We start from the raw sequence: 25,593 nt of genomic DNA, 5'->3' as shown, positions 1-25,593 counted from the left end.
GATCCGATGCGAAGATCACATCAGGGCTCGCCAACGGATCGCTAACATGTGGCCAGCGGTTCTCCCGGAGGTCGCCGAGCGGTTGGCGCGAAGCCGCCGTGCGGCTCCGGGAACGGCCCGGAAACCCAGCGGATTCCGGCTCCGACCGGCACAGAGAAGGTGGCGGGAAATCATCCCCTACGGGATGGAATCCCGCCAGGATCCAGGACCGGCGGGTACGTCCGCCGTGCGGCGCGGTCGCCCATGGCCGTGCGGGAAGGCGATGGGCGGAGTGATGCGGCGGTACGAGCTGCGGTTCGGACTGCTGGGACCTCCGGTTCTCTACGACGCGTCCGACGTACGCCCCATCGGCAGCCCCAAGGTGCGCGCGCTGCTCACCGCGCTGCTCCTGGAGGCAGGGCGGGTCGTCTCCGTCGACTCGCTCAGGGAGGCCCTGTGGGGCGGGGCGCCTCCGGTGTCGGCGCGCGCCTCGCTGCACAACCACGTCACGCGGCTGCGCCGGCTCCTCGACGACCCGGAGCGGCTGCGGGCCGTACCGCCCGGGTACCTGCTGCGTGTCGACGACGGTGAGCTGGACGTCGACGTGTTCGACACCCGGGTGGCGCAGGCGCGCGCGGCGCACGGGCGGCGGGAGTGGACGCCGGTGCTGCGTGCCTGCGCCGACGGTCTCGCGCTCTGGCGCGGCAGCCCGCTCGGCGGCCTCCCCGCCGACTTCGGCGGCCGCGCCTTCGTGCAGCGCCTGGAGGAGGCCCGGCTCCTGCTGCTGGAGTGGCGCTACGACGCGGAGCTCGCCCTCGGCGGGCCCCGGCTGGGCGGTGTCGTACCGGAGTTGGCGGCGCTCGTCGCGGAGCACCCGCTCCGGGAGGCCTATCACCGCCAGCTGATGCTCGCCCTCCACCGCACCGGCCGCCAGGCGGAGGCCCTCGCCGTCCACCGCGACCTGCGCAACCGCCTGAGAGACGACCTGGGGATCGAGCCCGGCCCGTCGGTCCGCCGGGCCCATGTGGAGGTGCTGCGGGGGAGCGGCGCGGTGAGGGAGGCGCTGCCGCACGGGGGCGGCTCGGACGAGGACTTTCCACTCAAGGACAAGGGTGCCCTGGCCGACGGGGTGCTTGACGAGGGTGAAACGGGTGCGGGCGCATCGTGGCCGTTCGCGCCCACGCGGCAGGGCCGCACATCTCACAGCCCCGCACCCCTGGAAGGCGCGTCAACACACCGTCCTTCGAAAGGCGGGGACGCCGACGACCGAACGAAGCCCGCCCACGCCCCGGACGGCCCCGTCGCGCCCGGTTCTACGCGCGACGACTCCCCGACCCCCCGCCCCGCCCAACTCCCCCCACCCCCGGCCCACTTCACCGGCCGCACCGCCGTCATCGAGGAGCTGGACCACACCCTCGCTCCGCCACCCCCTGCCCACACCACCCCCCGCCTCGAACCCACATCAACCCCCCTGCCCCCTACCACCACCGCCCCCTACCCTCCCGCTTCCACCGGGCCCCACCCTCCCGCTTCCACCGGGCCCCACCCTCTCGCTTCCACCGGGCCCCATCCCCCCGCAGTCTTCGATCCCCATCCACCCGCGGCCGCCGACGGCGATTCCGCCCCACAGGGGCCACCCGCACCCGACCACGAAACTGTCACGGGTGGTGCGGGTGGGAAAACAAAGGCCGAAGGCGAAGCCGAGGCCACAGCCACCCCCGCCCTCACCGCGATCACCGGCATGGCCGGTGTCGGCAAGACCGCCCTCGCCCTCCACGTCGCGCACCAGCTGCGGGATCGTTTCCCCGACGGCCAGCTCTACGTCAACCTGCACGCCGCCACCCCCGGCATGCCCCCGCTCGCCCCCGGCCAGGCGCTCGCCGCACTGCTCAGGGATCTCGGCGCCGATCCCCGCAGCATCCCCGAACACCCGGACGCGGCCGCCGCGTTGCTGCGTTCCCTGCTCGCACCGACCCGCACCCTCCTGCTGCTCGACGACGCGGCGAACGCCGCCCAGGTGCGGCCGTTGCTCCCCGGCGGCCCCGGCTGCGCGGTGATCGTCACCAGCCGTTCGCCGCTCACCGCGCTCGACGGCGCCCGCCGTTTCCCGCTCGGGCCGTTGACCGGCGAGGACAGCGCGGCGCTGCTGCGCGCGGTCAGCGGGCGTGCGGAGATCGACGCCGGTCACCCGCTGGTCGGCCTCACCGGCAGGCTCCCGCTCGCCCTGCGCGTCGTGGCCGCCCGGCTGGCCGCCCGCCGCGCCCTCACTCCCGAGGTGCTGGCCGGTCAACTGGCCGCCACCGAGCGCAGGTTGCACCACCTCGAATACGACGACCTCAGCGTCCGCCGCTCTCTCGCCGTGGCCCATGACGCCCTCGCCGCCTCCGACCGGACCCCGGACCGCGCCGCCGCCCTCGTCCTGCGCCACCTCGGCGCCCTCGACCTGCCCACCTACGGCGCCCCCCTGATCGCCCGGCTCACCGGCACCGACGAGCGCCGCGCCGAGGCCGCCCTGGACCGGCTGGTCGACGTGGCCCTCCTGGAGGAGACCGCGTACGGCCGCTACACCCCGCACGACCTGGTCCGGGACTTCGCCCGCGAGCTGGCGCAAGACCCCGGCGCCGCCGGTGGCGCCGACCGCACCGGTGGCGCCGACCGCACCGGCGGCGCCCACCCCACCGATGACTCCCACCGCACCGAGGCCGCTCTCACCGCCCTGCGCTGGTTCGCCGCCGTCGCCGAACGCGCCCTGGTCGTGATCGTCGAACCCGGACTCGACCGGGGCGACCGCCGCCGGCCCACCACCGCCCAGCCCCCCGAACACCAGCCGTACGCCGCCGCCCTGCCGCCCTTCGAGTGCGCCGAACACGCCTTCGCCTGGGGCGACATGGAGCTGGAGAACATCGTCGCCCTGGTGGAGCGGTACGCCGACACCGCCGACGCACGGATCAGCGCCTACCTCTCCACGCTCGTCCGCCTCCTCTACCCCTACGTCCTGCGCAGCGGCCGGGTCGCCGAGATGGAGGTGCTCGGCACCGCCGCCCTGGCCGCCGCCCGCCGCCTCGGCGACGAGCCCGCCGAGGCGTACGCCCTCGGCGACCTCGCCGGCCTCCGCTTCCTCACCGGCCGGCAGCGCGAGGCCCTCGCCCTGACCGACGCTGCGCTGGTCCTGTGGCGGCGGCTGGGCGCGGCGTCCTGGATCCGGCGCGGCCTGAACAACCGGGGGCTGCTCCTTGAGGGCCTCGGCCGCTACGACGAGTCGGGCGAGGCCCTGCGGCAGAGCCTGGACTACTCCCGGCAGCTGAACGACCCCTACGGCGAGGCCGTCACCCACAGCCATCTCGGCAACCTCTACGAGCACACCGACCCGCGCGCCGCCATCGAGCAGCACCGGCGCTCACTGGCGATCGGGGACACGATCGGCGCCGTCATCCTGCAGCACTCGGCGCACTGCAACATCGGCTACGCCCATCTCCGCCTCGGTGAACCGGCGGCCGCCACCGCACACTTCGAGGAGAGCCTGCGTATTCTCGGCGGTCACGGCGACTGGCACGGCGAGTCCCAGACCCGGCTCGGCCTGGTCCGCGCGCTGCGCACCCTCGGCCGCACCGACCGCGCCCACCACGAGTGCGCCGAGCTCCTGCGCCGCGCCGACGCCCGCGCCGACCGCTACAGCGGCGGTCTCGCCCGCCACCAGCTCGGCCTGCTCCTGCGCGAACAGGGGCGCACGGGCGAGGCGTACGACGTCTGGCGCGAGGCCCTCACCGCCCTGGACGGCACGGACGAAGCGGACGTCCTCACCGAACTGCACGACCTACTCGCACCCGCTGCCCCATCCGACCGGCCCCACTCATCCGACCGGTCAAACCGATCCGACCGATCCGACCGATCCAGTTCCTCCGGCTGATCACTTCGCGTCGGCATAGCACTCCACCACCGCCGTCGTGAACGGGAAACGCACCGGTGTCTGACCGAACGTCAGCCGTCCCGCCAGGTCGGCCGCTTCCCGTATCGCCACCACGACCGCCTCGGTCTCCTTCTCGGGACAGTGCACGATCACCTCGTCGTGCTGGAAGAAGACCAGCTCGGCCGCCATGTCCGCGCAGGTCCGGCGCAGCGCCGCGAGCATCAGCAGGGCCCAGTCGGCGGCGCTGCCCTGGACCACGAAGTTGCGCGCGAAGCGGCCCCGGGCCCGGGAGTTGGTGGAGGCGTACCCCGGCACCCAGCCCTCGGCCGCATGCTCCTCAGGCTCCTCCTGGGGCATCCCCGCCTCCTCCGTGCCGTCGCCCGCACCGGTCGCCGGCGGACAGGTCCGGCCCAGCCAGGTGCGCACCAGCCGGCCCTCCTCGCCCGCCCGCGCGGCCTCGTCGACGTAGGCCACCGCCTTGGGGAAACGGCGTCTGAGCGCGGCCAGGTTCTTCAGGCCGTCGCCGGAGGTCTGGCCGTAGACCGCGCCCAGGACGGCGAGCTTGGCCTGTGCGCGGTCGCCGGAGAACGCGCGGTCGGAGACGGACTGGTAGAGGTCGGTCTCCCGCCCGGCGACCTCCATCAGCCCGGGGTCGCGGGAGATCGCCGCCAGCACGCGCGGCTCCATCTGGTCGGCGTCGGCCACGACCAGCCGCCAGCCGGGGTCGGCGACCGCGGCCCGCCGGATCACCTTGGGGATCTGCAGCGCGCCCCCGCCGTTGGTCACCCAGCGCCCGGTGACCGTGCCGCCCGCGTGGAACTCGGGCCGGAACCGGCCGTCACGCACCCAGTCCTGGAGCCAGGTCCAGCCGTGCGCCACCCAGATCCGGTACAGCTTCTTGTATGCGAGGAGCGGCTGCACGGCCGGGTGGTCGACGGTCGACAGCTCCCAGCGGCGGGTGGACTTCACCTTGATCCCGGCCTGGGCGAAGGCCTTGACCACATCGGCCGGGAGATCCGGGCGCACCCGCCTGCCGAACGCAGCCGACACCTCGTCGGCCAGTTCGGCCAGCCGGCGTGGCTCGCCGCCGCCCGCGTACCGCTCGCCGAGCAGTTCGCGCAGCACCTCGCGGTGGACCTCGGCGCTCCAGGGCAGGCCCGCGCGGTTCATCTCGGCGGCGACCAGCATCCCCGCCGACTCGGCGGCGGTCAGCAGCCGCATCCGCTCCGGGTGTTCGGCCCGGTCGTGCCGGCGCTGCTGCTCGGCGTAGACCGTGAGGAGCTCGTCGAGCGTCAGGCGGGTGGTGCCCTGCGGTTCGAACAGTGGTGACTGCGCGCCCGGTTCGGCCGCGCGTGGCGGCGGATCGGGCGGTACGGGACCGCCGCGGAGGCGGGCCAGGGCGGCGGCGGCCGAGTGCGGCTCGCCGGACCGTCCCTCGTGGCCCAGCAGAAGTGTCTCGGCGTCCTCGATGTCGTAGCACCGCTCCACTCGCACCCCCGTGGCGAGCAGTCGCGGGTAGACCTCGGCGGTCGACCGCCACACCCAGCGTGTGACCTCCGGGCGGTCCCCGACCGCCGCGGCGAGATCGGGCTCCCGCCGCACCGGGCCGGCGGGCAGCCCGTCCGGACCGAGGGGGGCGACGTCCACGCCACCGTCCTCGGCCGGAGCGAGAGCCCACCGGTCGGTCATGCTGCGAGTCTGACACCCACCACTGACAATCGCTCTGACCTGCGGATTCGACAATTCTCCGGGCTGCTCAGCCCGCCCCGCCCGCCTCTGCCCCGCCCTTCTCCGCCCCGCCCGCCTCCTGCGCCGCGCCCGCCGCCTCCGCCACCGCGTTCTTCTGTTCCAGCAGCAGCCCCAGCACCTTGGCGACGTACTGCTCGGTCGCCGACTTGGTGACGCCCAGCTCGCTGAGGACGCCGTGGCCGTTCTCCTGTTCCAGGAGGGCCAGCAGCAGGTGTTCGGTGCCGATGTAGTTGTGGCCGAGGCGGAGGGCCTCGCGGAAGGTGAGTTCGAGGGCCTTCTTGGCCTCCGGTCCGTAGGGGACGAGATCGGGGGTGTCGTCCGCGGCCGGCGGGAGCGCGGCCGTGGCCGCCTGGCGCACGGTGTCCAGCAGGACGCCCTGCGCGAGGATCGCCTTCGCCGCGATGCCGTCCGGTTCGGCCAGCAGGCCGAGGACCAGGTGCTCGGGGCGGCCCTCGGCGTTGCGTGCCGCGACGGCTTCGTTGTGGGCCGCCATCACCACGTTCTTCGCGCGCGGGGTGTAGCGGTCGAAGCCCTGGCTGGGATCGAGGGCGGTGGACTCCTTCGGCACGAAGCGCTTCTGTGCCGCCTGTCGGGTCACGCCCATGCTCTTGCCGATGTCGGTCCAGGACGCGCCGGAGCGCCGGGCCTGGTCGACGAAGTGGCCGATCAGGTGGTCGGCGACGTCGCCCAGGTGGTCGGCGGCGATCACCGCGTCCTGGAGCTGGTCGAGGGGTTCGGGGTGCACCTTCTTGATCGCCGCGATGAGGTCGTCGAGGCGTACGGATGCCGTGATGTTCGGGTCGGTAGCCATGTGTCAACCGTAGGTTGACACCCTTCCCCTGTCAACCGTTGGTTGACATCCGGCCCGCGGATGAGTCGGGCCAGGGGAATCGGTGCGTTATCCACAGGGTGTGGACGGCCGCCGACCGCTGTCGGCGCCGCATGGCACGATCGACACGTGACCAGCAGCCAGCCCAGCACCGTCGACCGAGCCTTCCGGAGCGCCCTGTACGACGACACCGACTCCGGCCTCGACACGGGCGCGTCCCTCCTCGCGGCCGACTCCGGCACGGACGCGGAACTCGTGCACCGCGGCCGGGAGTTCGTCGCGGCGGCCTGGCGGCGCGGCTGGCAGCCCGCCGACGTCGTACGACTGGTGCGGCGCGAGCTGGACGACCCGCACGTCCGGCTCGCCGCCGGGCTGATCCGGGCGCAGGCACCGGACGACCGGCCGCGTGGCCCCCGCTGGCAGGCGCAGCTCGACGCACTGCCCCAGCAGGACGGCCACGCGCGCATGGGCGACCGCTTCTCGCACGCCACCGCCGTCCTGGAGCTCTACCGCCTGCTGCTGCGGCTGCCCGCCCTGGAGCCCCTCGACGAGCCCCCGCCCGCGGCGACCGCGCACCGTCCGCAGTCCCGCATGCTCACCCGGATCCGCGCGCTGCTCGCCAAGGCCGAGGCGACCGGGTACCCGGAGGAGGCGGAGGCGCTCAGCGCCAAGGCCCAGGAACTGATGGCCCGGCACAGCGTCGACGAGGCGCTGCTCGCCGCGGGGGCGCCCGCGCCGGACGCACCGGGCGCCTGCCGGATCGGGGTCGAGCCGCCGTACGAGCAGGCCAAGGCGGTGCTGCTGGACGCGGTGGCCACGGCCAACCACTGCCGCGCGGTGTGGAACGAGCCGCTGGCCTTCTCCACGGTCGTCGGTTTCGAGGCGGACCTGGAGGCGGTCGAGCTGCTCCACACCTCGCTGCTGGTGCAGGCGACACACGCGATGACGAAGGCGGAGGCCGCGCAGCGGGCGGGCGGCCGCAAGCGCACGAAGACCTTCCGCCAGTCCTTCCTGGCGGCGTACGCCCACCGGGTCGGCGACCGCCTCAGAGCGGCGGCGCAGTCGGCCGTGGCCGAGGCCAAGGCACCTCAGGCCCTGCTGCCGGTCCTGGCCACGAGAGAGCTGGCCGTGACCGACCGCATGCACGAGATGTTCCCGGACACCACCACGACCCGCCTGCGCGGAGTGACCGACGAGGCAGGCTGGACAGCAGGCACAAGAGCAGCAGACCAGGCCCAGGTCCACTCCCACACCCAACTCCCCTGAGGCCCATTCCCCCCCCGCAAGGGCCGCGCCCCGTCAGGGGCGCGGGGAACTGCGCGAGAAACCCCCACCGGCAGTCAGCCGAAACCCGACCGCTCCCTGAACCGGCTCCCTGAACCGGCTCCCCCGATTCAGTCCCCCGCCTGCTGGAACGGCCCCACCGCGGCGTTCGGCTTGTCCGCCGCCCCCTTGCCCGCCACCGCCCCGTACTTCCACGGGAAGCTCTGCGTCGTGTCGCTCCCCGGCAGGGACACCGTCATCGAGGTGGCCGCGAGGCTCGCCGCGTCGCCGTCCTTGCCCCGCACGTAGCTGATCGAGAACGTCGCCGAGTCGCCCTTGGCGAGCTTCAGCTTGTCGGCCTTCGCACCCGACTGCGCGGCGACCGCCGCCGACGTGCCGCCCGCCTTCAGCGTGACCCCGGCGAAGCCGTCCAGCGTGCACGGCGCGCTCTGGTTGGTGATGCTCACCGGCACCTCGCCGGTGTCCCCCGCGGTCGGCGCGACGCTCGCGGAGCCGACCTGGACGGAGACCTTCCCGATCTCGCAGGCCGAGCTGTTCTTGCTACTGGAGCCCGAGCCGCCGTTGTCGCAGGCGGTCAGGGTCAGGGCGGCGGCGACAGCGGTGACGGCGGTGACGGTGAGCGGAATGGCGCGCATGAGCAGTTCCCCATCGAGGTCGTGACGGTGTCCCAGCATCATCACGCCCCGGCCCGGGCCCCGCGCGTCCGCCCCCGCCCACGACCCTTTCGAGTGTGTTTTCGCCGCCCTGCGCGGGCCGACGAAAACACACCGGAAGCGGTCCTATGCGGCCCTACTGCCCAAGGCTCGCCGTCGGGAGCCCCGACGGCAGCTTGCCGCCCTCGGCCTTGGTGTAGGTCTCCTCGCCGGATTTTCCGGACCAGGTGACCTTCATGCCGCTCTTGCTGACCGAGTCGACCATTCCGGTGCCCCGGTCCTTGCTGCCGTTCGTGCAGGTGAGATGGATCATCCGCATCCCGGCCTCCTCACCGGCGGTCCCGCTGCACACGGACCCGCCGGTCTCGAAGAGCCCGGCCTCCTGGCCGGTGACCACCAGCGCGACGATCTTCCCGCCGCTCGTGGTGATCCAGCTGCCCTGCAGCGCGTCGGAGGAGGCCGTGGAGTCCTCCGAACCGGCCGTGGCGGTGGCGGCCGCGGACGACGTGCCCGACGGGGTGGCCGAGGAGTCGCTGTCGGAGCCCCCGCCGCTGCTGCACGCGGTCAGCGCAAGCGCGCCCACCAGCCCTGCGGCGGCGGCCACGATCCGCAGAGCCGGCCGCGGGGTCGCCGCGGCCGCCCCCGCCGAAGCGGCCTCCGCCGACGCCGACGCCGATGCCGACGCCGTCTCCGCCCGCGCCGTACCCGTACTCGCCGTAGCCGTGGTCACCGCAACGCTCCCAAGCTCTAGGGGGTCGGCCGCCCGGCCGCCCGGACGACAGCGGCAAGCTACCAGCACTCACCAGGAGGACTTGCGTACGCCAGGTAGGTATCCGCTGTGGGCCTGGTCCCGCAGATTGACCCGGGACAGACCGAACGCGCGGAAGTAACCGCGCGGGCGGCCGTCCACCTGGTCGCGGTTGCGGAGACGCGTGGCGCTCGCGTCGCGCGGCTGGCGCCGCAGCTCACGCCCGGCGGCGCGGCGCTCCGCGGCGGTCGAGGAGGGCCGCCGGAGGATCTCCTTCAGTTCCGCCCTGCGCACGGCGTACCGCGCGACGACTTCCTGACGCCGCTCGTTCTTCGTGATCTTGCTCTTCTTCGCCATAACGGCGCCCCGCCCCCGTCAGACCTTCACGCCGCGTGCCCGGATGCGGGCCACGGCCGCCTCCACGCCGATCGTGTCGACGGTCCTGACGGCGCGTGCGCTCAGCCGGAGCCGTACGTGCCGGTTCTCGCTCGGCAGCCAGTAGCGCCTGTTCTGGATGTTGGGGTCGAAGCGGCGGGAGGTCCGCCGGTGGGAGTGGGAGATCCGGTTGCCGAAGCCGGGCCGGGCGCCGGTCAGCATGCAGTGGGCGGACATGGTGACGTACCTCTCTCGCGCTGAGGACCCAGAAGCCAGTGCTAATGGGATTCATTTTCAGTAAGGTATCAGTCATGGCACGCAACGAACTCCGCCCGGTGATCAGACTCCGGTCCACCGCAGGGACCGGCTACACCTACGTGACCCGCAAGAACCGCCGGAACGACCCGGACCGCATGACCCTGCGCAAGTTCGACCCGGTCGCCGGCCGGCACGTCGACTTCCGAGAGGAGCGCTGAACCCCCGCCATGCGCAAGGGAATCCACCCCGCCTACGGGCCCGTCGTGTTCCGTGACCGGGCCGCGAACCACGCCTTTCTCACCCGCTCGACGCTGGCGGGCGGGAGCACGGCCGGGAACACGGCCGCGGAGACGGCCGGGAAGACGATCGAGTGGGAGGACGGCCGGACCTACCCGGTGGTCGACGTCGAGATCTCGGACGCCAGCCATCCCTTCTACACCGGCACCGCCCGCGTCCTGGACACCGCCGGGCGCGTGGAGCGCTTCGAGCGGCGGTACGGAAAGCAGGGCTGATGCATCCCTCCGCCCCGTTCCCCTCGGGCCCGAACCCCTCCGGTCCGAACCCCTCCGCCCGGCTCCCCGTCGTGATCGTCGGCGGGCTGCACGTCGACGCCCGCAGGCAGGCCGTCGCCCGGCTGCTCGCCGACGTCCGGGGGAGCGTCGTACTCCACCACGACCTCGCCACGGCCGCCGACGGCACGGTCGTACGGACAGTCCGGGACGCCTCCGGCCTGCTGTCCACCGGTGAGACGCCCCTGGTCGACGACTGCGCGTGCTGCGCCCTGCGCGAGGACCTGGTGCCTGAGCTGCGGCGGCTCGCGGCCGAGGGTGCCACCCGGCTCGCGATCGTCGAGCTGTGGGACTCCGTCGAGCCCAGGGCGATGGCCGAGGTCGTCGTCGCCGGCGGGCTCACCGTCACCGGCGTGATCACCGCCGTCGACCCGGCGCTGCTGCTGCCGTACCTGGGCAACGGCGACGACCTCGCCGACGCCGGGCTCGCCGCGGCCGCCACCGACCGGCGCACGGTCGCCGACACCTTCGCCCGGCAGCTGGAGTACGCCCCCGTCCTCGCCGTCCTCGACTCCCCGGAGGCCGACGACGAGGACCGCGAGCTGCTCGCCCAGCTCCACCCGACAGCCCGCCAGGTCCCCCTCCCGGGCGGCCACCCCGGGGACCTGGCGGGCACCGCAGGCGCGCTGGCCCGGGCCGCCCTCGCCGGCTTCGACGCCGAGGCGGCCGCGGCCGCCCAGCACCCGGCCTGCGCCCTGCTCCCCGCGGAGGCCGACGGCCACGGCGTCGCCACCCTGGTCTGGGAGCGCAGGCGGCCCTTCCATCCCGAGCGGCTGTACGCCGCCCTGGAGGACCTGACCTGCGCGGCCGCCCGCAGCCGGGGCCGGTTCTGGCTCGCCGGCCGGCCCGACGTGCTGCTGCACTGGGATGCGACGGGCGGCGCCCTGTGCGTGGAGAGCGCGGGGCCGTGGCTCGCCTCCCTCCCGGACGCGGCCTGGGACCTGGTCCCGCCGGTGCGCCGGGCCGCCGCCGCCCTCGACTGGCACCCGGAGCACGGCGACCGCTGCCAGCACCTGGTCTTCACGTCGCCCGGGCTCGACCGCGACGGGCTCGAACGGCTGCTGGAGTCCTGCCTGCTGACCGACGCCGAGTACGCCGCCGGACGCGCCGCCTGGGAACGGCTGCCGTCCGCCTTCGACACCCTCCTGGAGGTCTGATCGCTGCCCTACGGGACCTAAGGGCCGCCCGGTAGCACGCGGGCCGTCCGGTGGCCCGGTCCCGATCCGGCCGATCCCGCTCACCGGACCGTCACACGGACGCTGGAACACGGGGGCCGGAGTACGCGTCCTTTCCTAGTGCATGGAGGATTCGATCCGGACGGTCCCGTGCGGGTGGCGGCGCGCGGGATCATGGACGGGGGCCGGTGGTCGCATGCCCTGCGGCGACCGGGGCAGACGCTGGAACGGGTTGAGTAAAGCGGACGTCAAAGCTGTAACCGCAGGAACACCCCCCGTGCACGTGCATCTGCTCATGCATCTGCACGTGAACAAGGTTATGATCCGGGTCAGTTGACCGCTGCATCAATGGTCACATCAGCCAGTTAGTGCACCACCGGGGAGCGACCTGTGGACCTCGACGTTGACGGCGTGTACGGGGGGTTTGACGTGTACAACGGCATGGCTGCCACGCAGCTGGACGGAGTGGCCTGGCAGAAGAGCAGGCACAGCAACTCGCAGGGTTCCTGCGTGGAGTTCGCCCGGCTGCCGGGCGGCGACGTGGCGGTCCGCAACTCGCGCTTCCCGGACGGGCCGGCACTCGTCTACACGCGTGCCGAGATCGAGGCGATGCTCCTCGGTGTCAAGGACGGCGAGTTCGACCACCTGATCACGAGCTGACGGCGGTCACATCCGGGGCAACCCGGTGCGTTCGGTGCACAACGCTCGGTAACGCGCGTAGAAACCCGGCGTCCGAAGACGCCGGGTCCGTCATTCGGCGGACTGCAGCCGGAACAGCGCCCACACGACCTTGCCGTGGAGGGTGCCCGCCAGCGGGTGCCAGCCCCAGCTGTCGCTGAAGCTGTCGACCAGGAACAGCCCGCGTCCCGACTCCGCCGAGAAGTCCTCGGAGTCGCGGGGGACGGGCGTCTCGTGGCTGGGGTCGCGCACCGCGCACACCAGCCGTCCGGTCCACCGCATCAGGTGCAGCCGCACCGCCGGCCCGTGCGGCGCGGCGAGGCAGTCGGTCTCGCCGGGCACCGCGTGCCGCAGAGCGTTGGTGACGAGCTCCGAGACGACGAGGCAGACGTCGTCGAAGCGGTCGCCGACGTCCCACTGGCCGAGCGTTCTCCGGGTGAACTGACGGGCTTCGCGCACCGCTTCGTAGCGGGCGGGCAGGGCGCAGGAGGCGGCGTTGGACACGGCCGCGGGATCAAGCGGCGGAAGGCCCTGCCGTAATGGCTTGAGCATGGTCGATCCATTCGTCCCCATGCGAGGCACTCCCGGGAATTCGCGGTCGTTGCGATGCAGCGGTGGCGCGGGACCATGGTTTCGGATGCGTACAGCAGATGCAAGGGCAGATGCACGTGCACGCGACCGAATTGGACCCTCCCGTACCGCTTGTTGGCCATTTTTTCCGCCAACTTCCCGCTCTTGGCTCACTACCTGCTTGCAACTTCCTGTGCTTAAACTTTGGCCGCTTTCCGTTTCCGTAACCGGACGAGTACTGCTCGAAGTGTTTTAGTGGCAGACTGCGGGCCCTGAAGACGGTTGGGGAGGCTGGCGAACGTGAGCGCGGGAGAGCCCGGATCGGTGGTGCGGCGAATGCTGCTCGGCTCGCAACTCAGGCGGCTGCGCGAGGCCCGGGGCATCACCCGCGAGGCCGCGGGGTACTCGATCCGTGCCTCCGAATCGAAGATCAGCCGCATGGAGCTGGGCCGGGTGAGCTTCAAGACGAGGGACGTGGAAGACCTGCTGACGCTGTACGGCATCACCGACGAGGCCGAGCGCCAGCAGCTGATCTCCCTCGCCCGCGAGGCCAACGTGGCCGGCTGGTGGCACAGTTACTCCGACGTCCTGCCGACCTGGTTCCCCACCTATGTCGGCCTGGAGGGGGCGGCGCACCTGATCCGCGCCTACGAGGTGCAGTTCGTCCACGGCCTCCTCCAGACCGAGGACTACGCGCGCGCCGTGGTGCGGCGCGGTATGAAGGGGGCCAGCGAGGCCGACGTCGAGCGCCGGGTCACGCTCCGCATGGAGCGGCAGAAGTACCTGGTGGCCGAAAACGCCCCCGACTTCCACATCGTCCTCGACGAGGCCGCCCTGCGCCGGCCCTACGGCGACCGCGGGGTGATGCGCGGTCAGCTCCAGCACCTCGTCGAGATCTCCGAGCGCTCCAACGTGCGGCTGCAGATCATGCCGTTCAGCTTCGGCGGGCACTCCGGGGAGGGCGGCTCGTTCACCGTCCTCAGCTTCCCCGAGTCGGACCTCTCCGACGTGGTCTACCTGGAGCAGCTCACCAGCGCCCTCTACCTCGACAAGCGCGAGGACGTCGCCCAGTACGAGCAGGCGCTGAAGGAACTCCAGCAGGACAGCCCCGGACCGGACGAGAGCCGGGACCTGCTGCGCGGGCTGCTGCAGCTGTCATAGATATATCGATGCACCTGGGGATTCCCCTAGATCATCGAACTGATGCCCCAACTGCCCTGTCACGCAAGTACGATGACGCGTGATCAGACCGTGATGTGGATGTGGACCGGGTGTCCGCATCGACTGCCGTCGCAGCAGGGGATCGAGGGATCACATGTCGTCCTATTTCACCGACCTGGCCCAGCAGTACATCGACGGTGAGTGGCGCCCGGGGACCGGTTCCTGGGACATCATCGACTTCAACCCGTACGACGGTGAGAAGCTCGCGTCGATCACGATAGCCGCGGTCGAGGAGATAGATGAGGCCTACCGGGCCGCCGCGCGCGCCCAGAAGCAGTGGGCCGCCACCAACCCCTACGCCCGCCGCGCCGTCTTCGAGAAGGCCCTGCGCCTCATCGAGGAGCGCGACGCCGAGATCACCGAGGCGATCATCGCCGAGCTCGGCGGCACGCGTCTGAAGGCCGCCTTCGAGCTGCACCTCGCCAAGGAGTTCCTGCGCGAGTCGATCCAGTGGGCGCTGCGCCCCGAGGGCCGGATCCTGCCCTCCCCGGTGGACGGCAAGGAGAACCGCGTCTACCGCGTGCCGGTCGGCGTCGTGGGTGTGATCAGCCCCTTCAACTTCCCCTTCCTGCTGTCGATCAAGTCGGTCGCCCCCGCGCTCGCCCTCGGCAACGCCGTGGTCCTCAAGCCGCACCAGAACACCCCGATCGTCGGCGGCACCCTGGTCGCGAAGATCTTCGAGGACGCGGGTCTGCCCGGCGGCCTGCTCAACGTCGTCGTCACGGACATCGCCGAGATCGGCGACGCCTTCATCGAGCACCCGGTCCCGAAGGTCATCTCCTTCACCGGCTCCGACAAGGTCGGCCGGCACGTGGCCACCGTCTGCGCCTCGCTCTTCAAGCGCACGGTGCTCGAACTGGGCGGCAACAGCGCGATCGTGGTCCTCGACGACGCCGACATCGACTACGCGGTCGACGCCGCGGTCTTCAGCCGGTACGTCCACCAGGGCCAGGTCTGCATGGCCGCCAACCGCGTCCTGGTCGACCGCTCGATCGCGGACGAGTTCACCGAGAAGTTCGTCGCCAAGGTGAAGACCCTCAAGGCCGGTGACCCCAGCGACCCGCAGACCGTCATCGGCCCGCTGATCAACTCCCAGCAGGCGGAGTCGATTTCGGCCACGGTCGAGCAGGCCGTCGCCGAGGGCGCCACGGCCCTGCTGCACGGCGCGACCACCGACAACCTGGTCGAGCCCTCGGTCCTCACCGGTGTCCCGGCCGACTCCGACCTGCTCCGGCAGGAGGTCTTCGGCCCGGTCGCCTTCCTCATCCCGTTCGACGGCGAGGAGGAGGCCGTACGCCTGGTCAACGACACCCCCTACGGCCTCAGCGGCGCCGTCCACACCGGCGACGTCGAGCGGGGCGTGGCCTTCGCCAAGCAGATCGACACCGGGATGTTCCACGTCAACGACGGCACCGTCCACGACGAGCCCGTCGTCCCCTTCGGCGGCGAGAAGCACTCCGGGATCGGCCGTCTGAACGGCGAGACGACCGTGGAGTCCTTCACCACCCTGAAGTGGATCTCGGTACAGCACGGCCGGAGCGGCTTCCCGTTCTAGAAGCCCGTCGGACCATCTCGGCTGCCCGGGCCCTTTAGGACGCGATCTGTCCTAAAGGGCCCGTAGCTTCGGTCGTGTCAGGGAAACACCACCTGAACCTGAGGAAAGGCGGCCGGTCATGGTCACTCACGTTCCCGCGGAAGCACAGGGCGACGAGCGCGGAGCACTGCTCTCCTTCATCGAGGAGCAGCGCGGCGGCATCCGCCGGGCGCTGCTCGGCCTCACGGACGAGCAGGCGGCGAGCAGGCCCAGCGCGAGCGAACTGTCCCTGGCGGGCCTGCTCAAGCACTGCGCCGAGGTCGAGCAGAGCTGGATCGCCCGCGCCAGGCAGGAGCCGCCGGCGATCCAGCGCGACCAGTCGAACTGGCACGAGACCTTCCAGCTGGTCGGCGACGAGACGGTGGCCTCCCAGCTGGCGTACTGGGAGCAGGTCGCCGCCGAGACCGAGAAGTTCATCCACTCGGTCCCCAGCCTCGACGACACCTTCCCGCTCCCGCCCCAGCCCTGGTTCCCGCCGGAGGGCCGGGTCTCCATGCGCTGGGTCTGCCTCCACCTGATCCGCGAGACCGCCCGCCACGCGGGCCACGCCGACATCATCCGCGAGTCCCTGGACGGCAGGACGGCCTTCGAACTGGTGGCGCTGGAGCAGGGCGCATAAGCGCCCCGCAGGGGCGCGGGGCTGTATCCATATGCGGCTCCGCCGCGCGGGCGCGACCAGCCACGACGGCGGCGCAGACAACAGACCGGCAGACGCCACCTGGCCGCTCTCCCAGCGCAGCGCTGAGCGCTCAGTGGTGGAAACTCGTGGCCGCGCTCTTGTCGTGGGTCAGCGGATGCGGCTGCCGGCGCAGTTCCGGCAGCAGTCGGGACAGGTCCTCGACGAACAGGTCCGCCAGGTCCTTCGAGAAGCCGTTGCGGCACACCACCCGGAGCACGGACAGGTCCTCCCGGTTCGCCGGGAACGTGTACGCCGGCACCAGCCAGCCGTTCTCGCGCAGCCGCCGGGACACGTCGAAGACGTCGTACGCCGTCACGTGGTCCGCGGTGGTGAAGGCGAACACGGGCAGCTCGTCGCCCCGGGTCAGCAGCCGGAAGTCGCCGAGCGCCTCGACGCGTTCGGCGAGCCCGGTCGCCACGTCCCGGGACGCCTGCTGCACCGCGCGGTAGCCGTCCCGGCCGAGCCGCAGGAAGGTGTAGTACTGCGCGACCACCTGGGCGCCGGGGCGGGAGAAGTTGAGGGCGAAGGTGGGCATGTCGCCGCCCAGGTAGTTGACCCGGAAGACCAGCTCCTCGGGCAGTGCCTCCTTCTCCCGCCACAGCGCCCAGCCGACACCCGGGTAGACCAGCCCGTACTTGTGCCCCGAGGTGTTGATCGAGGCCACGCGCGGCAGCCGGAAGTCCCACACCAGGTCCTCGTCGAGGAAGGGCGCGATCATCCCGCCGGACGCGCCGTCCACGTGGACCGGGACGTCGATGCCGGTGCGTTCCTGGAGGACGTCCAGGGCCGCGCAGAGGTCGGCGACCGGCTCGTAGGACCCGTCGAAGGTGGAGCCGAGGATGGCGACGACCCCGATGGTGTTCTCGTCGCAGAGGTCGGCGGCGGCCTGCGCGTCCAGGTGGTAGCGGTCGCCGTCCATGGGCACGAACCGGGGCTCCACCTCCCAGAAGTTGCAGAACTTCTCCCAGCAGACCTGGACGTTGATGCCCATGATCAGATTCGGGCGGGCGCTGCCCGGATAGCGGTCGGTGCTGCGCTTCGTCCAGCGCCGCTTCAGCGCCATCCCGGCCAGCATGCAGGCCTCGCTGGAACCGGTCGTCGAACAGCCGATGGTGTTGGCCGGATCCGGCGCGTTCCACAGGTCGGCGAGCATCGCCACACAGCGCCGCTCCAGCTCGGCGGTACGCGGGTACTCGTCCTTGTCGATCATGTTCTTGTCGTCGCACTCCGCCATCAGGACCCCGGCCTGGGGTTCCATCCACGTGGTGACGAAAGTGGCCAGATTCAGCCGGGCGTTGCCGTCCAGCATCAGCTCGTCGCGCACCAGCTGGTAGGCGGTCATGGGCGGCAGCGGGCCGTCCGGCAGCCGGTGCGTGGGCGGGGCCTCGGCCATGCCGGCGACCGGGTTCGCCTCACCGAAGAACGGGTTGACGGACATGGGTCGCTCTTGGTGCTTCTGGGAACCTTTGTGCAGCGGCATGAGGAGTGCCTCCTGAACGACATGAACGACATGAGTGACACAAGGGAATTCACAAGGATCAGCGCAGGGCCGTACCGTCCGCCCGCAACTGCATTCTCGGCCGCCCGGTCACCAGCAGCCACGCGGGCAGCGACGCGATGCACAGCAACGCGATGATGCTCGGCGAGGCCACCAGCACCGCGGCCGTGAACAGGCTCACCCAGCCCTGGCGGGTGATCGCCAACAGCATGCCCAGCACGCCCGCCGCCACGCCCACCGAGGGCTGGACCGCGGGCACCAGGGCATGGGCGCACAGCCCGAGGGCGGCGCCGATGAACACCGACGGAAAGATCCGGCCACCGCGGAAACCGCAGGCGGCGGCCACCAGCAGGGCGGCCAGCTTGACGACCGTCATCACCGCGAACTGCCCGGCCGACCAGCCCTCCGGGTCCTTCGCCAGCTCCGCGACCTGGTCCAGCCCCTTGAAGAGCGTCAGATGGCCGCCCAGCGCCCCCAGCAGGCCCAGCACCAGCCCGCCGGCCGGGAGGGCCACCATGGGGTGCCCGAGGCGCCGGAAGACGCCGTGCACGTACGGGAAGGCGTACACGGCGCACATGCCGAGCGCCGCGGCCGCCGAGGCGACCACCAGGGCCGCCACCTGGTCCGGCCAGTGCGGGCGGCCGAGCGCGGGCAGCCCGAGGTCCAGGGTCGGACGGGACACCAGGGCGGTCGTCATCGCGCCCGCTCCCGCGGCCATCAGCGGTCCGAAGAGGTTGTCCCACAGCGCCCCTTTCAGCGGCTTCCCGGCCAGCGCCTCGGAGATCACCAGGGCCGCCGCCACCGGCGTCCCGAACAGGGCGCCGAGCGTCGCCGCGTCGGCCAGCGCGGGCCACAGCGAGCCCGGCAGCCGGGGCATCGCGAGCCGTCCCAGCCACAGCGCGAGCCCGACGTTCACGGCGATGAGCGGGTTCTCCGGACCGAGGCTCGGCCCGCCCGCCAGCATCAGCACGGTCGCCAGCACCAGCCCCGGCAGCACGGCCGGCGGCAGCGCCACCGCCTCCAGGCCCAGGGTGGCCGGATCGGGCCCCGCGTGCCCGGGCACCTTCCACACCACCAGCCCCACCGCGATCCCGGTCGCCGTGAGCATCACCAGCATCCACAGCACCGAGTACCGCCCGATGCCGAGCGCGTCCGGCAGGCTGTTCCACAGCACGTGCTGCAACCGCTCGGCCAGCGAGCTCACCAGCATGAACAGCAGGCTGCTGCAGACGCCGACGACGAGTGCGGGCAGGATCAGCGGCAGCAGGGCACGCGCGGGAGCCGCGGGCGGGGTGGGGAGCGCCTGCTGCGCGGTGTCCTGGGCCACGGGCCCACGATAAGCGGGCAAAACCGACACAACATCCCGAAGGTCGCCGACCCGAAGGTTGCTGGCTCGAAGGCCGCCGAACGCAACGGGCTTGCACCTCACGTGACGTGAGGACCCAGGGTGGAGCGCGGAAAGGAGCGGACATGAGCTACTCCGTGGGACAGGTCGCCGGATTCGCCGGCGTCACCGTGCGCACCCTGCACCACTACGACGAGATCGGCCTGCTGGTCCCGGGCGAGCGCAGCCACGCCGGCCATCGGCGCTACGGCGACACCGACCTCGACCGGCTCCAGAAGATCCTGTTCTACCGGGAGCTCGGCTTCCCGCTCGACGAGATCGCGGCCCTGCTCGACGAGCAGGCCACCGGAAAGGCAGACCCCCGCGCGCACCTGCGCCGGCAGCACGAACTGCTGACCGCGCGGATCGAGCGGCTGCAGAAGATGGCCGAGGCCGTGGAACACGCCATGGAGGCACGCAGGATGGGCATCAACCTCACCCCCGAGGAACGCTTCGAGGTCTTCGGTGACAAGGACCCCGAGCAGTACGCCGAGGAGGCCGAGCAGCGCTGGGGCGGCACCGAGGCCTACGCCGAGTCGCAGCGCCGGGCCGCCCGCTACACAAAGGGCGACTGGCAGCGCATGAAGGCCGAGGTCGACGACTGGAGCGCGCGTTACGCCGCCCTGGTGAACGCGGCCGAGCCGCCGACCGGCGAACAGGCCATGGACATGGCCGAGGAACACCGGCGGCACATCTCGCTCTGGTTCTACGACTGCCCGCACGAGATGCACCGCTGCCTCGCCGCGATGTACGTCTCCGACGAGCGTTTCAAGGCCTTCTACGACGCGATGGCCCCGGGCCTGGCCGCGCACCTCAAGGAGGCGATCGAGGCGAACGCGGCCCGGCACCCGGCGTGACCGCCTCCTGAGGCCGGTCCTACTCCTTGTCGAGGACGACGGCGGTGCCGTACGCGCAGACCTCGGTCCCCGTGTCCGCCGCCTCGGTCACGTCGAACCGGAAGGCCAGCACGGCGTTGGCACCACGCGCGCGTGCCTGTTCGATCAGCCGCTCCATGGCCTGGTTGCGGGTCTGGACGAGCGTCTTCGTCAGCCCCTTCAGCTCACCGCCGATCATCGACTTCAGTCCCGCGCCGATCTGACTGCCCAGGTGCCGGGAGCGCACGGTCAGCCCGAAGACCTCGCCGATGACCTCCCGCACCCGGTACCCGGGAACGTCGTTCGTGGTGACGACCAGCACATCGGCCTGCGGTCCCTGACCGCCGCCGTACTCTTCGATACCCATGTCCACAGCCATTCCCCAGGCCGGGCACAGTCCATCCAGGTTCCACCGGTGGAACCTGGGGCGGACACATTACGTTGATAGCTTTGTGCGCCCGCACGACGAAACCGACGTGCCTTCCCCCTTCAGGAGCCCGGAACCGTGATGACGATGGCCCTCGGCCCGAGCTGGCTGGACCCGAACCAACTTCTCGACTCGTTCGGTATCTGGGGCCTGCTCCTGGTCGTCTTCGCCGAGTCCGGCCTCCTGATCGGCTTCTTCCTCCCGGGCGACTCGCTCCTCTTCACCTGTGGCCTGCTGATCACCTCGAACCAGCTGGACTTCCCGCTGTGGGGCGCCGTCGCCCTGATCTGCGTCGCCGCGATCCTCGGTGACCAGGCGGGCTACATGTTCGGCAAGAAGGTCGGCCCGTCGCTCTTCAACCGGCCGGACTCCCGCATCTTCAAGCAGGAGAACGTCACCAAGGCGCACGAGTTCTTCGAGAAGCACGGGCCGAAGTCGCTGATCCTGGCCCGCTTCGTGCCGGTGATCCGCACGTTCACGCCGATCATCGCCGGCGTCAGCGGCATGGCGTACCGCTCGTTCCTCACCTTCAACGTCATCGGCGGCGTCATGTGGGGCGCCGGCGTCACCCTGCTCGGCTCCTGGCTCGGCAAGATCGACTTCGTCAAGAACAACATCGAGGCGATCCTGATCCTGATCGTCCTCGTCTCGGTGGTCCCGATCGTCATCGAGTTCCTGCGGGCCCGCGCGAAGGACAAGAAGGCGGCCCGCACGGAGCAGCCGCTCCAGCAGCAGCCGACCCCGCAGGCGACGGACTACGCGACGACCCAGCTCCGCCGCATCGAGCCTACGTACACCCCGCAGCAGCACCAGCCGCAACCCCAGCCGCAACAGCAGCAGTACGGCCAGCAGCCCCAGTACGGGCAGCAGCAGCCGTACTACGACCAGGGCGGCTACAGCCAGAACGGCTACGGCCAGCAGCACAACCCGTACACCGAGGACCACTACCAGGCGCCGTAAGCGGCAACGCCCTGCTCTTGGCTTTTGTTTTTGGGGGCGCGGGGCTGCATTGAATTTGCGGCTACCGCCGCGTGGGCGCGATCAGCCCCCACGCACCCGCAGCCGCCGTCCCACCCGAGCCCCCCACCCCACTGGGCGCTCAGAACCCCCTGGTCCGCTTCGCGGCCCTCCGCTTCCCGGCCGACCCCACCCGCAGGGTCAGCCGGGAGATCTCCGACCCCAGGTTGACCCCGATGGCGATCGCCATCGCGAGCGACGCCGCCTTGGCCAGCGACACCAACCCCTTGTCGACCTCGTTCTGAGCCATCGACAGCAGCCCGAAATAGGTCGCCGACCCCGGCAGCAGCGGTCCGATCGCCGCCGTCGTGTACGGCAGCGCGGACGCGAACCGGTACCGCGACAGCAGCTGCCCGAACAACCCCACCAGCCCGGCCGCCACCGCCGTGGAGGCGACCGGCGAGATCCCCCCGGCGTAGCGCATCGCACCGTAGACCGACCACGCGACACCCCCGTTGAGCGTCACGGCCAGCACGGTGGATCGTTCCTGCTGGAGCAGTACCGCGAAGGTCAGCGACAGCACCATCGACGCGGCGATCTGGATCAGCGGCCGCGAGGAGACGCCGAGCGCCACGTCGGGGTTGAGCCGGCCGCCCAGCTTCACGCCGAAGTACAGGACCGTCAGCACCCCGATGACGATGCCCACGAAGAAGTACATGACCTCCAGCAGCCGTGCGGAGGCGGTGATGTAGAAGCCGGTGAGCCCGTCCTGGACGCTCGCGACCAGGGCCCGCCCGGGCAGCAGCGCGAACAGCCCACCGGTGACGACGGCGGACGCCGCGACGTCGACGTGGGCGAGCGAGAACGCGATCCCGATCGCGGCCGGCGGCATCGCGGCGATCATGAACTGGTAGAACTCCGGCAGCCCCCGCCCCGCGCACAGCCACGCCAGCCGGTCACCGAGCATCGCGCCGACCGCGGCCGCCACGAACACCAGGAAGTCACCGCCGACCAGCACGGAGGCGGCCCCCGCGAGCAGCCCGCTCGCGGCGGTCAGCGCCCAGCCGGGGTACGGGTGCCGGTTGCGGCGGATCTCCGCGAGCCGCCGGTAGGCCTCCTCCAGGGAGACATGGGCCTCGGGGTCGATGAGGTCGTCCACCAGCCGGAAGACGGCCGCGAGGCGCGTGTAGTCGGTCCCGCGCCGCCGCACCGTCCGGGACGCCGTCACCGGGTCGTCGACGAGCGAGGGCTGGTACGAGATCGACAGCAGCGTGAAGGTGACGGTCGGCTCGCACCGGTCGAGGCCGTACGACCGGCAGACCGCGAACATCGCGGCCTCCACGTCCTCCGCGCCCTCGCCGCCCGCCAGCAGCAGCTCACCGATACGCAGCGTCAGGTCGAGCACGCGCGGGACGGCGGGGCCGCCCTCCTCGGCCTTCGGCAGCGGCTCCGGCGCCGGCCGCTCGGTCACCGGCATGCGCAGCATCGTGCGCATCCGGTCCTGCCAGGGCGCGTCCTTGACGAGGCTGACCGTGGGGAACCCGGAGGCCGGCGTGAAGGCGGCCGGGGCGTCGTCGGCGCTGTAGATGCTCGGCGTGCTGAACGCCGACCCCTCCGCCCCGCCGCTCACCGGCTGCGGCGCCACCAGCCCCTCCGGCACGGTGAACTCCGACGTGGACTCGGACTCGCCGCCGCCCTCGGGGACCGCGATGCCCGCCGGAACGGCGAACTCCGACGTGATCTCCGGGTCGTACCTGGCCTCGTCCGACCGGGGCTTGCGGTCCTCCGCCTCCGTCACCGTCGTAACGCTCCCTGAACGACATCTGCACGTGAGCCCCAGTATGCGCGTGACCACGCAGCGGGCACGAAAAACGGGCCCCACGCGTGCGTGCGGCCCGTTTCCCGGTTACAGCCTGCCGGGGTGGTCTCAGTGACCGCCCGACTCCTTGAAGCGCTTGTACGACCGCTCGATCTCGACCTCGGCGTCGGTGCGGCCCACCCAGTTGGCGCCCTCGACGGACTTGCCGGGCTCCAGGTCCTTGTAGACCTCGAAGAAGTGCTGGATCTCCAGGCGGTCGAACTCCGACACGTGGTGGATGTCGCGCAGGTGCTCCACGCGCGGGTCGGTCGCCGGGACGCACAGCAGCTTGTCGTCGCCGCCGGCCTCGTCGGTCATCCGGAACATGCCGATCGCGCGGCACTTGATGAGGCAGCCCGGGAAGGTGGGCTCGTCCAGGATGACCAGCGCGTCCAGCGGGTCGCCGTCCTCGCCGAGGGTGTTCTCGACGAAGCCGTAGTCGGTCGGGTAGGCGGTCGAGGTGAAGAGACGACGGTCCAGGCGGATCCGACCGGTCTCGTGGTCCACCTCGTACTTGTTCCGCGAACCCTTCGGGATCTCGATCGTGACGTCGAACTCCACCGGTGGCTCCTCCATGATCAACACATAGTTCTGATGGTTAAGTGTCCCCCACGCAGGTGTGTGATCGCGAAAGGGGCTGGTGGTCGTGCCAGAGCTGAGGCCTTGGCAGTCCGCGAAACCGCGTGTGCGGAAGATCGCGGGCGCCGTGCGACCGCGGCTGGCCCGCCTCGCGACCGCCACGAAACCGCAGGTCGCGCGGTTGCGGCGGGCGGTGGGACCGCATCTCGCACGCGTCACGCGCGCGACGGGACCCCGGCTGGCCACCCTGGTCCGCCCCCCTCGACCTCGGTCCCGGACCCTCAGGACCTGGCAGTACACCGCGGGCGCCGCCACGGCCGGGCTCGCGCTGGCCGCCGGTGCGGTGACCGCGGCGGGCCCCTGGGACGCCGACGGCCAGCGTACGGCCGAGCGGGACCGGGCCGCCGCCCTGGAGCGGACGGGTGGCACAGATCACGGCTCCGGTGCGCACTCCGTCACAGCCGACGGCGAGCCCGACCCCGCGCCCAGCGCCGGATCCGTCCTGACGGGCCTGGGCGGCGGCACGAACACCGTGAAGTCGGCCCCCGCCGGGAAGTCCGCCGGGATCTCCGGGACGGCCGTCAGAGAGCTCCTGGGGCCCCTGCTGGCCTCCTCGGCGCTCGGCAGCACCCGTACCGCCGTGGTCGTCGACGTGGCCACCGGCAGCCGCCTGTACGGCTCCGGCGCCGACACCGCCCTCACCCCCGCCTCCACCACCAAGATCGCCACCGCCGTCGCGGCCCTCTCCGCCCTCGGCGCCGACCACCGCATCACCACGCGTGTGGCCCTCGAACCGGGCACCAGAGAGGTCGTCCTGGTCGGCGGCGGCGACCCCACGCTGACCGCGCGCAAGGACGCGGCGGGCTGGGCCAGCCTGCGCACCCTCGCCACCGGGACGGCGAAGGCGCTGACCGCGCGGGGCATCAAGCAGGTCACCCTCTCGTACGACACCACCCTCTACTCCGGCCCCGACCTGCACCCCATCGGCGTCAACGGCAACCTCGCGCGGGTGAGCCCCCTGACCGCCGACGAGGGCCGCACCAACGACTCCGTCGAGGGACCCGTGACCCGGGTGAGCGACCCGGCGGCCGACGCGGCACGGAAGTTCGCGGGCTTCCTGGCGGACGCCGGCATCAAGACGTCGTCCCCCGGCACCTCCAAGGCGAGCAGCCGGGCCGACACCCTCGCCACCGTCTCCTCGCCGCCGCTGTCCTCGATCGTCGAGCGCATGCTGACCAACAGCGACAACGACATCGCCGAGGCCCTGGCCCGCCAGACTGCGCTCGCGAGCGGCAAGGCGGCCAGCTTCGACGGGGGAGCGGCCGCGATCGACGCCCAGTTGACCAGGCTGGGCCTGCCGATGACCGGGGTCTCCTTCCACGACGGCAGCGGCCTGAACCGCGACGACCGGCTGACGGCGAACCTCCTCACCGCCCTCCTCGTCAAGGCCGCCGACGCCGACCACCCGGGCCTGCGCGCGGTCCTCACCGGCCTCCCCGTCGCCCACTTCACGGGCACCCTCACCGGCCGCTACACGGACGGCGCGGCAGGCGTCGTCCGCGCCAAGACCGGCACCCTGACCGGCGTCAACACCCTCGCGGGCACGGTCGTCGACAAGGACGGCCGCCTCCTGGCCTTCGCCTTCCTCACCTCGGACACGACCAACCCGGTGGAGGCCCAGGCGGCCCTGGACAGAACGGCGACGGCCTTGGCGGGCCTGTAACCACGCCCGCCGCCCGCCGCCCGC

The 25,593-nt window shown here is 71.8% G+C and carries 24 protein-coding genes; 12 read left to right on the top strand and 12 right to left on the bottom strand.

Translation table 11 applies throughout. The features are described 5' to 3' along the window. The first annotated feature begins 262 nt into the window (after positions 1–262). A complete protein-coding gene (locus ABZ887_RS11060; RefSeq protein WP_361286040.1) occupies positions 263–3,886 on the top strand; it encodes a BTAD domain-containing putative transcriptional regulator in 3,624 nt (1,207 codons plus the stop codon). Here the strand turns inward: ABZ887_RS11060 and ABZ887_RS11055 are convergent, their stop codons facing one another. After that, on the bottom strand, positions 3,887–5,575 hold the full coding sequence (locus ABZ887_RS11055) for a bifunctional 3'-5' exonuclease/DNA polymerase (protein ID WP_361286037.1): 1,689 nt from the start codon (positions 5,573–5,575) through the stop codon (positions 3,887–3,889). It abuts the gene before it with no gap. Between the two features lie 67 nt (positions 5,576–5,642). Further along, the gene (locus ABZ887_RS11050; protein WP_361286034.1) at positions 5,643–6,446 is read right to left on the bottom strand and encodes a Clp protease N-terminal domain-containing protein; all 804 of its coding nucleotides are present in this window, start codon (positions 6,444–6,446) and stop codon (positions 5,643–5,645) included. Positions 6,447–6,593: 147 nt separating this feature from the next. Here ABZ887_RS11050 and ABZ887_RS11045 point away from each other — a divergent pair, with 147 nt between their 5' ends. Continuing rightward, positions 6,594–7,730 (top strand): DUF2786 domain-containing protein, encoded by a 1,137-nt coding sequence (locus tag ABZ887_RS11045; protein ID WP_361286031.1) that lies wholly within the window; start codon positions 6,594–6,596, stop codon positions 7,728–7,730. A gap of 128 nt (positions 7,731–7,858) precedes the next feature. Here the strand turns inward: ABZ887_RS11045 and ABZ887_RS11040 are convergent, their stop codons facing one another. The 4 genes from ABZ887_RS11040 to rpmB all read right to left on the bottom strand — a co-directional run bounded on the left by ABZ887_RS11040 (position 7,859) and on the right by rpmB (position 9,761). Continuing rightward, complete coding sequence (locus ABZ887_RS11040) at positions 7,859–8,383, bottom strand: DUF4232 domain-containing protein (protein WP_361286028.1); 525 nt, start codon at positions 8,381–8,383, stop codon at positions 7,859–7,861. 154 nt (positions 8,384–8,537) lie between these two features. After that, positions 8,538–9,014 carry a hypothetical protein gene (locus tag ABZ887_RS11035; RefSeq protein WP_361286700.1) on the bottom strand — a complete coding sequence of 159 codons (477 nt, stop codon included), beginning with the start codon at positions 9,012–9,014 and terminating at the stop codon, positions 8,538–8,540. Positions 9,015–9,200: 186 nt separating this feature from the next. Further along, positions 9,201–9,506, bottom strand: coding sequence for a 30S ribosomal protein S14 (gene rpsN, locus ABZ887_RS11030; protein WP_361286025.1), 306 nt, complete (start codon positions 9,504–9,506; stop codon positions 9,201–9,203). An 18-nt stretch (positions 9,507–9,524) separates the two neighbouring features. After that, positions 9,525–9,761, bottom strand: a complete 237-nt coding sequence (gene rpmB, locus ABZ887_RS11025; protein WP_361286022.1) for a 50S ribosomal protein L28 — start codon at positions 9,759–9,761, stop codon at positions 9,525–9,527. A gap of 74 nt (positions 9,762–9,835) precedes the next feature. Between rpmB and rpmG the strand changes: the two genes are divergently transcribed. The 4 genes from rpmG to ABZ887_RS11005 all read left to right on the top strand — a co-directional run bounded on the left by rpmG (position 9,836) and on the right by ABZ887_RS11005 (position 12,186). Beyond that, positions 9,836–10,000 carry a 50S ribosomal protein L33 gene (gene rpmG / locus ABZ887_RS11020; RefSeq protein ID WP_217556043.1) on the top strand — a complete coding sequence of 55 codons (165 nt, stop codon included), beginning with the start codon at positions 9,836–9,838 and terminating at the stop codon, positions 9,998–10,000. A 9-nt stretch (positions 10,001–10,009) separates the two neighbouring features. Continuing rightward, a complete protein-coding gene (locus ABZ887_RS11015) occupies positions 10,010–10,294 on the top strand; it encodes a type B 50S ribosomal protein L31 (protein ID WP_361286019.1) in 285 nt (94 codons plus the stop codon). Beyond that, the gene (locus ABZ887_RS11010; RefSeq protein WP_361286016.1) at positions 10,294–11,508 is read left to right on the top strand and encodes a GTP-binding protein; all 1,215 of its coding nucleotides are present in this window, start codon (positions 10,294–10,296) and stop codon (positions 11,506–11,508) included. Before ABZ887_RS11015 ends, ABZ887_RS11010 begins: the two co-directional genes overlap by 1 nt. A gap of 408 nt (positions 11,509–11,916) precedes the next feature. After that, positions 11,917–12,186, top strand: coding sequence for a DUF397 domain-containing protein (locus tag ABZ887_RS11005; RefSeq protein ID WP_177232996.1), 270 nt, complete (start codon positions 11,917–11,919; stop codon positions 12,184–12,186). Between the two features lie 90 nt (positions 12,187–12,276). Here the strand turns inward: ABZ887_RS11005 and ABZ887_RS11000 are convergent, their stop codons facing one another. After that, positions 12,277–12,756: an ATP-binding protein gene (locus tag ABZ887_RS11000; protein WP_361286013.1), complete on the bottom strand. Its 480-nt coding sequence runs from the start codon at positions 12,754–12,756 to the stop codon at positions 12,277–12,279. Between the two features lie 354 nt (positions 12,757–13,110). On the opposite strand from ABZ887_RS11000, the gene ABZ887_RS10995 reads away from it, so the two are divergent. The 3 genes from ABZ887_RS10995 to ABZ887_RS10985 all read left to right on the top strand — a co-directional run bounded on the left by ABZ887_RS10995 (position 13,111) and on the right by ABZ887_RS10985 (position 16,208). Further along, positions 13,111–13,935: a helix-turn-helix transcriptional regulator gene (locus ABZ887_RS10995; RefSeq protein ID WP_361286697.1), complete on the top strand. Its 825-nt coding sequence runs from the start codon at positions 13,111–13,113 to the stop codon at positions 13,933–13,935. A 154-nt stretch (positions 13,936–14,089) separates the two neighbouring features. Continuing rightward, positions 14,090–15,550, top strand: a complete 1,461-nt coding sequence (locus ABZ887_RS10990) for an aldehyde dehydrogenase family protein (RefSeq protein ID WP_361286010.1) — start codon at positions 14,090–14,092, stop codon at positions 15,548–15,550. Positions 15,551–15,668: 118 nt separating this feature from the next. Continuing rightward, positions 15,669–16,208 (top strand): DinB family protein, encoded by a 540-nt coding sequence (locus ABZ887_RS10985; protein ID WP_361286007.1) that lies wholly within the window; start codon positions 15,669–15,671, stop codon positions 16,206–16,208. A 130-nt stretch (positions 16,209–16,338) separates the two neighbouring features. Here the strand turns inward: ABZ887_RS10985 and ABZ887_RS10980 are convergent, their stop codons facing one another. Together ABZ887_RS10980 and ABZ887_RS10975 are read right to left on the bottom strand one after the other, a co-directional pair. Beyond that, complete coding sequence (locus tag ABZ887_RS10980; RefSeq protein WP_361286004.1) at positions 16,339–17,748, bottom strand: glutamate decarboxylase; 1,410 nt, start codon at positions 17,746–17,748, stop codon at positions 16,339–16,341. Between the two features lie 58 nt (positions 17,749–17,806). Beyond that, positions 17,807–19,093, bottom strand: a complete 1,287-nt coding sequence (locus ABZ887_RS10975) for an ion channel protein (protein WP_361286001.1) — start codon at positions 19,091–19,093, stop codon at positions 17,807–17,809. Positions 19,094–19,236: 143 nt separating this feature from the next. On the opposite strand from ABZ887_RS10975, the gene ABZ887_RS10970 reads away from it, so the two are divergent. Then, entirely contained in the window at positions 19,237–20,007 is a 771-nt protein-coding gene (locus tag ABZ887_RS10970) for a MerR family transcriptional regulator (RefSeq protein WP_361285998.1), read from the top strand. A 19-nt stretch (positions 20,008–20,026) separates the two neighbouring features. Here the strand turns inward: ABZ887_RS10970 and ABZ887_RS10965 are convergent, their stop codons facing one another. Then, positions 20,027–20,392 (bottom strand): YbjQ family protein, encoded by a 366-nt coding sequence (locus tag ABZ887_RS10965; protein WP_361285995.1) that lies wholly within the window; start codon positions 20,390–20,392, stop codon positions 20,027–20,029. A 138-nt stretch (positions 20,393–20,530) separates the two neighbouring features. On the opposite strand from ABZ887_RS10965, the gene ABZ887_RS10960 reads away from it, so the two are divergent. Next, the gene (locus ABZ887_RS10960) at positions 20,531–21,412 is read left to right on the top strand and encodes a VTT domain-containing protein (RefSeq protein WP_361285992.1); all 882 of its coding nucleotides are present in this window, start codon (positions 20,531–20,533) and stop codon (positions 21,410–21,412) included. 139 nt (positions 21,413–21,551) lie between these two features. Here ABZ887_RS10960 and ABZ887_RS10955 read toward each other — a convergent pair whose 3' ends face one another. Both ABZ887_RS10955 and ABZ887_RS10950 read right to left on the bottom strand, forming a co-directional pair. Beyond that, a complete protein-coding gene (locus tag ABZ887_RS10955) occupies positions 21,552–23,207 on the bottom strand; it encodes a threonine/serine exporter family protein (RefSeq protein WP_361285989.1) in 1,656 nt (551 codons plus the stop codon). 129 nt (positions 23,208–23,336) lie between these two features. Next, complete coding sequence (locus ABZ887_RS10950) at positions 23,337–23,828, bottom strand: inorganic diphosphatase (RefSeq protein ID WP_089099927.1); 492 nt, start codon at positions 23,826–23,828, stop codon at positions 23,337–23,339. 124 nt (positions 23,829–23,952) lie between these two features. Here ABZ887_RS10950 and dacB point away from each other — a divergent pair, with 124 nt between their 5' ends. After that, complete coding sequence (dacB, locus tag ABZ887_RS10945) at positions 23,953–25,569, top strand: D-alanyl-D-alanine carboxypeptidase/D-alanyl-D-alanine-endopeptidase (RefSeq protein ID WP_361285985.1); 1,617 nt, start codon at positions 23,953–23,955, stop codon at positions 25,567–25,569. Positions 25,570–25,593 lie beyond the last annotated feature (24 nt).

Source organism: Streptomyces sp. NPDC047061, assembly GCF_040643955.1.
Classification (GTDB): domain Bacteria; phylum Actinomycetota; class Actinomycetes; order Streptomycetales; family Streptomycetaceae; genus Streptomyces.
Note: the sequence above shows the minus strand (reverse complement) of the source record. Positions and strands in the feature narration are given on the sequence as shown.